This window comes from Ruegeria sp. A3M17 (assembly GCF_003318255.1).
GTDB lineage: Bacteria > Pseudomonadota > Alphaproteobacteria > Rhodobacterales > Rhodobacteraceae > Ruegeria.
The window spans coordinates 19,585-32,582 of record NZ_QOCF01000010.1 but is presented as its reverse complement, the minus strand read 5'-3'; the positions used below and the strand labels follow the sequence as shown (position 1 = coordinate 32,582).

The window sequence follows — 12,998 nt, the reverse complement described above, 5'->3', positions numbered from 1 at the left end:
GATGACGGCACCGAGCCCAAACTGTTCCTTGGATTTTCTCGCTGCATGCGCACGCAGCACCGAATTTGCTGCAAAGGCGCAAAATTTCATGCTGCCGGGCAGCGGGATCAGCAGCCGTTCATGCAGCGTGCAGAAATTCTGAAACCATGAATCTACAAGTCGCGGACAAAGCTGCCGTTAGCTACAATAAATTCCAATGACCGCTTTCGGCGTTCAATAACACTACCAAGGTAGTTTGCTTGTGTTGGCGGTAAAACACACTTTACGTACGTGGGCCTGTCTCCAACCATGGCTCGAAAGGGTATATCTTAAAACCGCCATCCCGCATCCGTTAAGGCTGAAATCACCTCTTCTGATAAATCTGGACTGGAATAAAACACAGCTAGTACAAGATCTGGCCTGAACTCTGGCCACGACTGTTTCAGTTGATTCAAGGTTGCATGTGCCTCTTTGGATTCGCCCAACCTTTGATAGGAAGCCGCCAAAAATACCAAAGACAGTGCGCTGACGGGGTCACCATTGTCACTCGCAAATTTCAAAGACGCGATTGCTTCCCTAAACTCACCGATGTGAAAACTGGCAACCGCGTGAATGTTCCTGTGGGCAAACCGATGACTTCCTATCTCTCTGGGGTGGCTTGGGTCGCTGACGTCATACGCTTCTTCAAAGCGACCCATAACCAGTAGTATCACGCCGCGAAAGTCCAGAACGTTTCCGTCATTGGGTCGAAGCGACTGCGCGAGTGCTGAATACTCCAATGCTCTGTCATAGTCGCGAGAAACGTAAGATACCCATGCCATTGCCGATTGGCTCCAGCCGTTTGAGGGCGCAATGTCCACAGCTTTCTGTGCCATTTGCCCTGAATTCAGTATCAGCGCGTCACGCTCTCCCTCGCCTCGCGTTAGGAGAGCCTGGGTTCCCAGACTATGGGCCAATCCGGCATATCCACAGTAAAAATCGGGAGCCTCATTTATTGCCATTCTAAATATGTCGCTGGCCAGGATCTGGTTATCGATAGTTGCGATTGGAAAGAGCAGGCCCCGAGCTTGATCGCAGTAGTTTGACGCCTGTACTGCAGCGGGTGATTTAGCGGATAGAGCCTGTCGCTCAAGTGAGCGCGCGGATGTCTTTGGGTTTAGATCAACAACCTGTTCCATGCGCCCGCCCAAGACGTAAGCAAGAGCAATGATCGCTATGGTGACGGCAGGGATGCCAATCAGCCAGGGTAATCCTGGCCTGAATGGCGTATGATCGACATTGCTCTGAATTGTACCAGAGCGGTCCTCGAACCAAGGCGCGTAGCCGCCGCTATCAATGTGAATGCGCAGATCGTCTCCAGCACCTGCCGTTTCATAGTACTGCTGAAGTTTCCGCCGTAACCGCCCCGCATCCACACGAACAACGTTGATGTGGCCGTCATCACTGGCAAAACTCTTGAAGTAAACATCCTGAGCGATTGTTTTGCCAAGAATAGCCTCGGATCTACCCGCAATGGCCTCTTCGACAACGTAGCTCAGAAAATTCCGAAGGCGTTCCGCCTTGCCAAACATGTCACTCGCCAATACCTGATCCAGCGCGTACTTCACACGGGTCGCGTGACGTTCCGGATCAAGGGTCAATTCTCTGTCAGGCATCTGAAACTTCAAGTTTCTCTGTATTTTCAATTCCATACTGTCAAATGAATATTTGAATGTCACCCTAATTTCACGGTGTAACCCTTCCGCGTTGCGCGTTGTGCCCTCAGCCTGGTGCCCAGAGATGGACTAGGCGCCAGGGCAATGACGGACATCAACTTACTAGAGCTCGCTTTTCCGGACCAAATCAGCTGCATCCGCGTCATGCGAAAGAACCATCGTGGATTCGAGGCACTTTGCGGGGACTTCGAGTTGCTCTCAGCCGAGTTGGAGAGGGCCCGGAAGGTCAATGAGCAGACGTCACCATGTGTGATCGATCCTGTCACCGAAAGCCTAGATGGGCTGGCCGAGGAAATCGCCGAGCATCTGTCTCGATTTACCAATTCAGAGATTGTCCCGACAGCCATTTCAGAAGTGGTTCCCATATTCACCCAGGCTCGAACAAAGGACTGAAAATATGCTGCAAGACAGACAGAAGAAGTCAATTAAGTCACTCAGCGCACTCGCCGCCGCAGCGACATTGTTCGCCACAAGTGCGTTCGGACAGGCTCCCCCAGTACAGGAGCCCTCATCCCAAGAAGATATTGAGGCTGCACTGACTGGCGGCGTCCCTATGGGGCGTTGGAAAGAGGGGCTGACCTTTGAGGGCATCTCTCCTCAACCGTGGTTGAAAAGTGCGGCAAACTGGTTCCCACGCACCGAAGATGTACAGCCCAACGAGATGAGAATTATCTTTATGGGATCTGCTCCGTTCATTCGCCCTGGACAAATGAACACGGCGATTCTTGTTGAGCTGGGTAACGGTAAGATTTTCATGTTTGACATTGGTGAGGGCTCACCAGCGAACATCATTGCCAGTGGATATGCACTGAATGAAATTACTGATGTATTCATCACGCACCTGCACGTAGACCACTTTGGTGGGTTGCCGTACCTGTGGATGTTCGGAACCTGGGCCGGTGGATGGCACGAGCAGTTGACGGTCCACGGTCCATCCGGCCGCACCAAAGAGTACGGCACCGCAACTATGGTAGAAGGCATGAAAATGATGACCGGCTGGCACCGGGATGCGTTCAGCGTCTTTCCCGTTGGCAAAGGTTGGGACATCGAAGTCAACGAATTTGATTTCCGTGACAATGGCGGCGTGATCTATGATGAAGACGGGGTCAAAGTCACACACTGGCAAAGAAGCCATGCCAAGGACGGTGCGTCTGGATACCGGATGGATTGGAATGGCATGTGCTTCATCTGGACAGGTGACGGTCGACCCAACATGATCGATATTCCTTTTGCCAAAGGCTGTGATGTCTTCGTCACGGAACAGCAGCAGGAAATCATCGAAATCTCATCCGGAGTTCAAGGCGTGCCGCCATTCCTCGGGCGTTATACCGTCGATACCCATCACACGCCCAGCTATGCGGCCGGCTACATTGCCAACCTAGTGCAACCCAGGCTTTTGATGAACACTCACATGAGCTATGACCCCTATCAGATCGAGGAAACCGTGGCGGAAATCCGAGAGCACTGGAAAGGCCCCTATCACTTTGGAGCGCCTGACGGGATCGTTGTGAACGTCACCAAAGATCAGATATGGGTTCGAGAAGGCATCTTACCCGAGTTCCCAAACTCACGAGCACCGCAGTTTGACTTTAGCAATGGTCAGTTGATCGTGCCGAAGCCACCCCACCGGCGCGAAGACATTCAAGAACCCTACGTGCGCGATATGGAAATCGATCCTAAGCTATACTATCCTGAGGGATATCATCCTGAGCTGCTGACCGAGTGGCCAGTTGATGACGACCTTGTTGTTCCTCTGGAAGCGCTTCCCGAAAACCTGAAAGAGAGTATGGGCGCGGCGTGGCGCCATCGTGAAGCCAACCGCAAAGTGTTGGAAGAGCAAGGTGACAATTAAGCCATCATGACAAACAGGGCGATCACCCGTAAGTTCGGGTGGTCGTTCGAACTTTACGGAAACATCACGAAGGAATGAAGTCTTGTTAATCGTACTTGGCCTCTACTTTGGAATAGTCTGGCTGGTCTTTTCCAAGTTTCACCTTCTCCCCTGGAATGGGTTCTGGAAAACTCTGGTTTACGGTGTAGCTGCTGTTATCGCTCTGATAGTCATCGGTGCGCTGAACCACACAACTCCGACTGGCCCGGTATCCATTCAGGGTGTTTCAACGAATATTGCTCCGAACGTGGCGGGCACGGTTACAGAAGTCGTTGTGGAGCCTAACCAGGAAGTCGCAAAAGGCGAGCCTCTATTCCGAATAGATAATGAGGTGTACAAAGCCGAGGTTTCCCGGCTCGAAGCTGTTTTGGAAACTGCAAAGTCATCTGCCGATCAACTGGTATCAGATTTGTCAGCTGCCGAGGCCGAGATTGAATCCTTGACTGCTCAGCTGACTTTCGGAATTCAGCGTCGTGATGACATCATCCGTTTGGAAGAACGCGGGGCATCAACCACGTTCCAACTGCAAGAAGCTGTCTCAACCATCGACCAGTTGACAGCGAATATCCGCGCAGCCGAAGCCCGAAAGACAAGCCTTGAGCGGCGTATCGCCGCGAAGATCGACGGGCGTGACGCAGGTGTTGTGGAGGCCGAACAGACACTTGCGCAAGCTCTTTGGGATTTAGAACAAACGGTTGTAAAAGCGCCAGGAAACGGCGTTGTTACGGCTGTTTCACTACGACCAGGTAACCGCGCTACACCGCTACAAGGGGCAATAACTTTTGTCGAACCCGGAGACTTTGCAGTAATTGCTACTCTTCCCCAATCCAGTCGTGCCAATGTTTCGGTCGGTGACGAAATCCGGCTGGCATTTAGAACGGAACCCGGTGGAGAAATTACTGGCCGTATTTCCGATTTTCCGGTCGGAACTGTCGAAGGTACTGTTGATCTAAGATCAGGTCTTCCCTCATTGCGGGAACTAGCCGGGATATCCAGCTACATCGTATTGGTTGAACTACCTGCAGATGCAGACAATAAGTCCTTGCAATTTGGAACGTCAGGAACAGCTTTGGTCAAGACAGACGAGGCCGGAGCCATTGGTGTTTTGGCAGAGATCCTTTTCTGGGTCACCAAAAAGCTCAATTATCTTTGAAAAATCTGACCAAAGCATCTGTGTCATCAATGAAAACTGTCGAACTCAAATCCTTGGTATTTCGGTGGCCCGGTCAACCCGACCCGGTGCTCTCAGTCGATAACTTCGATCTTGAGGCCGGGGAAAGCGTGTTTATGAGAGGCCCCAGTGGCAGCGGAAAGACCACGTTGCTTTCGGCAATTGCTGGCGTGATCGATGTGCCGAAAAGCGCGGTGTGTGTTGCAGGCACGGATGTCGGGGCTTTGGCCCGAGGTGATCGTGACCGTTTTCGCGTGGATCATTTGGGGATTGTTTTCCAAGTCTTTAATCTTTTGCCTTGGCTCAGTGCGCTTGAAAACACTTTACTTCCCTGCCGGTTTTCAGCGCAACGCCGCAATCGATCGGGGCCAGACCCCAAGGCTACCGCAACACGGTTACTAAGTGAGCTGGGTCTTGAGGATGCTGAGCTGATCAATCGACCTGCCAGCGCCCTGAGTGTTGGGCAGCAACAACGAGTTGCAGCGGCGCGGGCACTGATTGGGGCGCCCGAAGTTGTGTTGGCGGATGAACCCACCTCGGCTTTGGATGAGGACGCAAAAGGCTGGTTTGTCCAGTTGTTGTTGAAGGAATGCAAAGCATCAGGGGCGAGTTTGTTATTTGTCAGCCATGATCGCAGCCTGGAAAAACACTTCGATCGGAGCGTTGACTTGCCGATGCTGAACGCAAGCAAAACGTGATGTTCAATCTTTGTTATAAAAGCCTTCTCAATCGCCGCTTTATCGCTGCGTTAACTGTTCTTAGCATTGCCTTGAGCGTGGCTTTGATTGTTGGGGTTGAACGACTGCGAACAGAGGCACGAGCGGGTTTTGCCAATTCTGCATCAGGGATCGACCTGATCATTGCGGCACGCGGAAACGATGTGCAGATCCTGATGGCAACGGTTTTTGGTGTCGGCACAACTGGCGCTGGTATCAGCTGGGACAGCTACGAGATGATCGAAGATCTGCCCCAGATAAGCTGGACAGTGCCGATCATGATGGGTGACAACCATCGTGGATATCCCGTGATCGGAACGTCCGAGCAATATTTTGACCACTTTCATCATAGTGGCGGCCAGCAACTGATATTTGCTGAAGGTGTTCCGTTTAAATCTCCAGATGGCGCAGTGATTGGAGCAAAAGTTGCTCAGGCTTTCGGGTACACGTCAGGCACTGAAATCGTGAATGCCCATGGCTCAGGGGAAGTCGCCTTTGATGTCCACGACGAAGCGCCTTTCACAGTGACCGGCGTGCTGGGGCATACCGGGACGGCCGTCGACAGAATGGTTTTTGTCTCACTCGCGGGGTTTGACGCCTTGCACGAAGAACCTGCGTCAGAGGTTGCGGACCCATTCGTTTTGATCGATGCACCTGAGGTCGCCGGAGAACACGAAGACCATCACACCGCGCATTCCCATAGCGAAGATCACGCAGACAGCGAATTTGCGGACGGGCATGTGGATCACGGCGACGCCCATGGACAAAACGATGACTATGTGGAGCACGACGAGCCTGACGAGCACGAAGAAGGGCATCAGGAACATGACGAAAGTCATGCTCACGGAAGCGGCCATGAAGACGAGGGGCAAACTGTCACGACCTCTGACGGGCACGATCACGATGGCCATGATCATGAGCCGGGGACCATCAACGCGATTTTTGCCGGGCTGGAGGGGAAAACGGCGGTGCTTTCAGTTCAACGGCAACTGGCAGACCATCGCGACGAGGCACTGACCGCTGTTCTTCCTAATGTTGCGCTGTTGCAGCTTTGGTCGATTACCAGTACGGCCGAGACTGCGCTGCGTCTGATGGCAGGCGCTGTGGCAGTGGCTGGAATGATCGGCATGGTGGTCATGTTGTCTGCTTCACTCGACAACCGGCGGCGTGAATTTACGATCCTTCGATCCGTGGGCGCAACACCAGCCGGCGTCTTTTCCCTGATCTTGCTTGAAGCCGTTTTATTGTTGTCGGCCGGCATCGTGCTTGGAGTAATCGCGCTCAGCGCTCTCACGCTCGTGATAGATCCGCTTCTTGCCGCAAATTTTGGGCTTCGCATCGGTGTTGGCCTGCCAAGCTTTCGCGAGGTTCTTCTCATAGCCCTCGTTTTCTGCTCTGGTCTTCTTGCCAGTATTATACCTGCGTTAAGGGTGTACCGTATGACGCTATCAGACGGACTGTCGGTTCGGCTTTGAATAAAAGGATCCGCTGAAATGAAGACCATTACGCATTTTCTGAATATCTTATTCGCCCTTGCGATTGCGGGGCCTCTTCTTGCAGCGGATCCGCGCAACATAAGTTGGCAGGATCTCCTTCCTGAAGAGCGGCCCTACCACGATCCTTTTGCCACCCTAGAATATTCTCAGGTCAATGCGTTGGCCATGCTTTATCGGATTGAGGTTCTGCATGCGGACACTGCGGATGACAAGAAGCGCGCCGAAGCGGTTCAGATCCGCGAAGACCTCGTATCTCAAGGCCTTGACCCAGATTGGTTGTTTGAACAACGCGAAATTGTGATGAACCAACGGTTGATTGCCGCGCGCGAACCGAACCTTGACCTTTTGGGGGAGAACGTGCGTCTTCCCGGCTATCTCCTTCCCCTGGATATTGTCGACCAGAAGGCGGTCGAATTCCTTCTGGTTCCGACAGTTGGAGCCTGCATTCACACACCACCACCTCCCGCCAATCAGATGGTCTATGTGCGATACGAACAAGGCTTCGAAATTGACGAGTTATATAAACCAGTTTGGATAAGCGGGGAAATGCGGGCACAGAGCAGGTCCCAGTCACTCAATTACGTGGACGGCCAGGCCAATATCGAAACCTCATATGCGATGGATGCGCTGTCGGTAGAAATCTATGACTGATCAGTCAGACTAGAGGTCCGTTCTTCGGCTTCGCCGGGATACGTCTTTGCACCGTACCCCTGTATCAGGATCTTTGGTTCGTGCAGATGTGACGCTGCAAATCTCTTCTGAAGCTTCTTGATGATCAAAACGGCGATTTTTTTGTCACGATCCGCCATTTTGTGTCCACACCAATCCGCGCGCATTGGTTTAACAAGTACACCCGGCAACCCTCGCTGGTTAATCAGCTTATCATAAGTAGCGAGAACTCTTTTTCATTGCTCTTGATCGATCATGTTGTCTCTTTGACTTATTGATCAGAGTTCTTAATCGAATCGCATACCGCGTTTGTAAGCCGCCTTTCGTGCGTGTCGCAGCATCCGTTCCTTTGGGCTCAAAGCCGCCCAATGCGTCTGCGGCGTTTCTCAACGAACAGGCAATCAGACAACGGCCATTCAAACCGACGGTAAAATTCCTGCGTCAGCGCGGTGCTGATGTCTGGGCTTGGCGGGAGGATTGGAGGGCAAACCATGCCAAGAGTCCAACTTCCCGCTGTGACCCCGAAACGAAGAGTCTGGAACAAGGGTCGGGTCATCGGCCAGAAACGACCACTGTTGCCGAAACAGGTCTGGGCGATCCGCGCACGGCTCGAACTGGCGGACAACCTGCGCGATCTTGCTTTGTTCAACGCGGCGATTGATAGCAAGCTTCGTGGATGCGATTTGGTGAAACTGGCCGTCACCGACTTGGTGAGGGATGGATGCGTTCGCGAAAGGGTGTCCGTAGTCCAGAGCAAAACCAAGCGGCCCGTTCAGTTCGAACTCTCTGAAAACACGCGTGATACGATTGCCGCGTGGGTCAAATCGCCGGAAATGATTGGCTGCCGTTTCATGTTTCCGAGCCGGTTTCATGACCGCCCACATATCTCAACTCGCCAATATGGTCGACTTGTGCGGGATTGGGTGGCTGCGATTGGGCTGGAGCCCAGCGGTTACGGCACCCATTCGCTACGCCGGACCAAGGCGGCGGAGATCTACCGCAAAACCGGAAATCTCAGGGCCGTTCAACTGCTGCTCGGTCACACAAAGGTTGACAGCACGGTCAGATATCTTGGTGTCGAACTTGAAGATGCGTTGAGCATCGCCGAACAAATCGACATTTGAACCAAGTTGGCGGGCGGCACATGCCGTCCGCCAATCCAAATCAGACCTACAGCCGCTCCGAGGTAGTTGTTCGGATCGAGCCCAATGGTACGGATGCCGCATTTTTCGCGAATATTGCTATCCAAGCATTTCAACCATTTTATCCCGCATCACGAACTTCTGTGGTTTTCCGGTGATCGTCATTGGAAGTTCGTCGACGATGCGAATGTGACGCGGTACTTTGAAGTGCGCGATCTGTCCTTTCAGCGCGTCGTGAAGCTCGGATTCGGTCAGGTCCGTTCCGGGCTTGGCAATTGCCCAGGCGCAAACTTCCTCGCCGAACTTCTCATCAGGAATGCCGAAGACCTGTACATCGCTGACCTTTGGATGCCGCATCAGGTATTCCTCGATCTCGCGCGGATATATGTTTTCTCCACCACGGATGATCATGTCCTTTACTCGTCCCACAACCGAGCAAAAGCCATCATGGTCGAACACGGCAAGATCGCCGGTATGCATCCAACCATCTACGATGCTCTCGGAGGTCTTTTCAGCGTCCTCCCAATACCCCTTCATGACCGAATACCCACGGGTGCAGAGCTCGCCTTGCGTGCCAACGGGCACAATTTGCCCCTCCTGATCGACGATCTTCACCTCAAGGTTCGGATGAACGCGGCCGACTGTTTCGCATCGTTTATCGGTGGGATCCTCCACGAAACTCTGGAAGGATACAGGCGAGGTTTCAGTCATCCCATAGCAGATTGTGACCTCTTTCATGTTCATGTCCGAGTTCACGCGCTGCATCACCTCTACGGGACAGGGTGCCCCGGCCATAATGCCGGTGCGCATGCTGGACAGATCACGCGGATTACCTTCAAGATTTTCAAGCATCGCCACAAACATTGTTGGCACGCCGTAAAGGGCCGTGCACCGCTCTTGCGACAGCGCATCAAGTGTCTGCGCGGCATCAAAACCTTCGCCGGGGAAGATCATGGTCGCCCCTTTGCTGACAACGCCGAGCACGCCCATGACCATGCCAAAACAGTGATAAAGGGGCACTGGAATCGCCAACCGGTCCGTCTCGGACAGGCCAATGCGATCGGTTACAAAGCGCGCATTGTTGACGATGTTGTAATGCGAAAGCGTGGCCCCTTTGGGCATTCCTGTCGTACCGGAGGTGAATTGAATGTTGATGGCGTCGTCAGGACCGAGCATTCTGTCAATCTCTGGCAGCCGGAGATGCTGGGCCGGTCCGCCGAGGTTTTGCAGCGTTTCGAAAGAATACGCACCGCGACCCGGTTGATCTTCCATGATTATGACGCTGCGCAGATGCGGAAGTTTCGCTGCACGCAGACGTCCCGGTTCGCAATCCTCAATCTCGGGGGCGAGAGTGCGGATCATGCCAGCGTAATCGGAAGACTTGAATGACTTGGCCGCGATAAGGGCTTTGCAGCCGACCTTGTTCAAGGCGTATTCGAGCTCACCCAGGCGATAAGCTGGATTGATGTTCACCAGAACAAGCCCGACACGGGCAGTGGCAAATTGGGTTAGCACCCATTCGTAACGATTGGGCGACCAGATGCCGATGCGATCACCTTTTTCTAATCCGAGCGCCAGTAACCCGGAGGCCAATTCGTCAACGGCGCGGTCCAGATCGTAATAGCTCATCCGAACGCCTTGTTCATGGAACACGGCGGCCTCCCGGGGGCCAAATCGCGAAACGGCATCGCGCAGAAGCTGGGGAATGGTGATATAGGCCAACGGTGGGATTGAGGGACCGCGAACATAAGATTTGCCGTCTTGAGGCGCTGTTACTTCATCGGTTGCCTCGGTTCTTACATCCCATTCAGAAACACGAGCTGCCAGACTTTCGCTCAGGATTGACATGTCGATCCTCCCTTACATGTTGCGCCAGTCGCCCGATTGCTCGAATGCATCCGCAGCCTGATAAATCTTCATCTCACCGTAGTGTGGCCCGACCAGCATCATGCCAATTGGCAGACCTTCGCTCAGCCCGCAGGGTATGCTCATAGCAGGTAGTCCACCGTTAAAGGGTGCTGTGTTGGGAACCATTTCAAAGGCCCGCTGCACGTAAAGACTGAGCGAGCAGTCAGCGGGCGGATGTGGCTGCGGTTTGATGGGCAGTGTCGGCATCAGCAGCAAATCATATTGCTTTAGCGCCGCCAGATAGCGTTCGTTACAGAGCCGCATGATGTTCTGGCCTTTGCCGTAGAAGCGTCCGCGATATTGCCGCTGGAAATGTTCGCCCACGAACATGCAGGCCTTGAGTGAATGACTCAGCTCATCCGCGCGACCTTGCCATTGCGCCATATGGTCCGTCATCGAAGGCAGGAAGAGGCCACGGTAATTGGTTCCGGTTGAATTGCCCCACATCATGCCGTCTTGAAGACCCTCGAGTGTAATCGCGGTCCACGCATCCATTGCTGTGTAATGCTCGGGGATGGAAACTTCTTCCACCCGCGCACCCAGTTCGCGAAACCGATCTGCGGCTTGCATGACCTTTGCATCAACGTCAGCTTCGGAATTTTCGTGCCCGAAGCCTTCCTTCAAAATGCCGATCCGCATCCCATGCGCACCGCGACCCAGCGCTTCGGTATAGCTATAGACCGTTGGTTTGTACTGGCGCGGATCAAGCCCGTCTTCGCCGGCCAGCACCTCAAGCAGCAACGCATTGTCGGCAACGTTGTTTGTCACAGGTCCAAGGTGGTCAATAGTCTGTTCGATTGGCATCGCACCAGTATACGGGACAAGTCCGTGGGTGGGTTTCATTCCGTAGACGCCACAATTTGAGGACGGAATGCGCACTGAGCCACCCTGATCACCTGCAATTGCCATGTCCACTTCACCCGCAGCCACCAGCGCTGCCGATCCACCGGAGGAGCCGCCCGCCATGTAACCACGCTTCCATGGGTTATGAATTGGCCCTTTGGCGTTGGTGTGTGAGCCACCCGAAAGACAGAAATTTTCGCAATGTGCTTTGCCGGTGATGACCGCCCCGGCATCCAGCATTCGAGTCACGATGGTGGCGTCAATCTCGGGCGTATAGCCTTCCATGATGGACGAGCCATTCATCATCGGAACGCCAGCGAGGCAAATCGTGTCCTTCAAAGCGATGCGCTTGCCGCGCAGCTTGCCATCCGGCGCGCCGCGCACTTCTGTTTTGACGTACCATGCGTTCAGAGGATTTTCGGTCGGGTTCGGGAAATGGCCAGGGCTGCGAGGATAGCGGACCTCAGGCAGGTAATCCGGCATTGCATCCAGACGGTCATAGGCTTGCATATAAGGTTCGATGATCTCGCGGTATTCGTTCAGATCTTCGTCGGACAGGTTCATTCCAAACCGGCTGGCCATGTCACGCATCTGCGAAAGGGTTGGTCGTTTTATGGTCATGTTCGTTACCACGCTTGCGGCAGCCGGTGGGCTCTCGGTTACTGCCTGAGATTTGGTTCGTGTTGCGGATGTTTGCGGGGCCGCCGGACGTGCGTTGGCCTGCCCTCGGGTCGAACGGGCCGCCCCGAAGCCGAGGAACTGATCGACCTTGGCCTGATCAGACAGATCGGATTTGCTGAGTTCCCCAGCAATGCGACCACGTTCAAGTACAAGAACCCGGTCGGACAAGTCGGCGATGAAGTCGAAATTCTGTTCGACAAGAAGAATGGAAAGTCCCCGGCTTTCGCGCAGCGCCAGCAGCGTTTCACCCATCTCTTCGATGATCGAAGGTTGGATTCCCTCGGTCGGTTCATCCAACAGAAGGAAGTCCGGATCGCCCATCAGGCAGCGGGCAAGCGCCAGCAATTGTTGTTCACCGCCAGACAGCGCGCCACCTTCACGATCAAGCAGTGGACGTAGGCGCGGAAAATCCCCCAGCACAGCTTCCATAACGTCGCTTTCGGAAGCACCCGCATATTCATGCCAGGCGAACCGTAAATTGTCGCGAACGGTCAATTGCGGGAAAATTCCCCGCCCTTGGGGTACATAGCCAAGCCCCAATCCTGCCCGCTCGAATGGTGACATCCCGGTGATGTCGGTTGAATGAAACCTGATCGTCCCGGACCCCGCGGGCAGGAACCCCATGAGTGTTTTCAGCAGGGTGGTCTTGCCCATGCCGTTATGGCCCAGAATGCCTACAACCTCATTTTCAGCTACCGCGAATTCGATCCCATGCAGGATTGGCACTTTGCCATACCCGCCCGAGACACCTTTGACTTCGAGTATGTTTGTCGCGTCGTCACTCATC

General features: G+C 53.8%; 10 protein-coding genes. 7 read left to right on the top strand and 3 right to left on the bottom strand.

Features of this window, described 5'->3' with window-relative positions:
* Nucleotides 1-308: 308 nt before the first annotated feature.
* Entirely contained in the window at nucleotides 309-1,697 is a 1,389-nt protein-coding gene (locus tag DS906_RS06095; protein ID WP_147235186.1) for a tetratricopeptide repeat protein, read from the bottom strand.
* Nucleotides 1,698-1,778: 81 nt separating this feature from the next.
* Here DS906_RS06095 and DS906_RS06090 point away from each other — a divergent pair, with 81 nt between their 5' ends.
* From DS906_RS06090 to DS906_RS06060, 7 genes are all read left to right on the top strand, one after another.
* Entirely contained in the window at nucleotides 1,779-2,087 is a 309-nt protein-coding gene (locus DS906_RS06090; protein ID WP_113789335.1) for a hypothetical protein, read from the top strand.
* A 4-nt stretch (nucleotides 2,088-2,091) separates the two neighbouring features.
* On the top strand, nucleotides 2,092-3,546 hold the full coding sequence (gene gntH, locus DS906_RS06085; RefSeq protein ID WP_113789334.1) for a guanitoxin biosynthesis MBL fold metallo-hydrolase GntH: 1,455 nt from the start codon (nucleotides 2,092-2,094) through the stop codon (nucleotides 3,544-3,546).
* A gap of 82 nt (nucleotides 3,547-3,628) precedes the next feature.
* The gene (locus tag DS906_RS06080) at nucleotides 3,629-4,738 is read left to right on the top strand and encodes an HlyD family secretion protein (RefSeq protein ID WP_113789333.1); all 1,110 of its coding nucleotides are present in this window, start codon (nucleotides 3,629-3,631) and stop codon (nucleotides 4,736-4,738) included.
* 29 nt (nucleotides 4,739-4,767) lie between these two features.
* Nucleotides 4,768-5,454, top strand: a complete 687-nt coding sequence (locus tag DS906_RS06075) for an ABC transporter ATP-binding protein (protein WP_113789332.1) — start codon at nucleotides 4,768-4,770, stop codon at nucleotides 5,452-5,454.
* Complete coding sequence (locus tag DS906_RS06070; protein WP_113789331.1) at nucleotides 5,454-6,947, top strand: FtsX-like permease family protein; 1,494 nt, start codon at nucleotides 5,454-5,456, stop codon at nucleotides 6,945-6,947. The genes DS906_RS06075 and DS906_RS06070 overlap by 1 nt, the downstream gene beginning before the upstream one ends.
* Nucleotides 6,948-6,965: 18 nt before the next feature.
* Nucleotides 6,966-7,619 carry a DUF3299 domain-containing protein gene (locus DS906_RS06065; protein WP_113789330.1) on the top strand — a complete coding sequence of 218 codons (654 nt, stop codon included), beginning with the start codon at nucleotides 6,966-6,968 and terminating at the stop codon, nucleotides 7,617-7,619.
* A gap of 509 nt (nucleotides 7,620-8,128) precedes the next feature.
* Nucleotides 8,129-8,761 (top strand): tyrosine-type recombinase/integrase, encoded by a 633-nt coding sequence (locus tag DS906_RS06060; RefSeq protein ID WP_113789329.1) that lies wholly within the window; start codon nucleotides 8,129-8,131, stop codon nucleotides 8,759-8,761.
* Between the two features lie 117 nt (nucleotides 8,762-8,878).
* On the opposite strand, the gene DS906_RS06055 is transcribed toward DS906_RS06060, so the two are convergent.
* Together DS906_RS06055 and DS906_RS06050 are read right to left on the bottom strand one after the other, a co-directional pair.
* On the bottom strand, nucleotides 8,879-10,627 hold the full coding sequence (locus tag DS906_RS06055; protein WP_113789328.1) for an AMP-binding protein: 1,749 nt from the start codon (nucleotides 10,625-10,627) through the stop codon (nucleotides 8,879-8,881).
* Nucleotides 10,628-10,639: 12 nt separating this feature from the next.
* Nucleotides 10,640-12,997, bottom strand: coding sequence for an amidase (locus DS906_RS06050; RefSeq protein WP_113789327.1), 2,358 nt, complete (start codon nucleotides 12,995-12,997; stop codon nucleotides 10,640-10,642).
* Nucleotide 12,998: the final 1 nt, after the last annotated feature.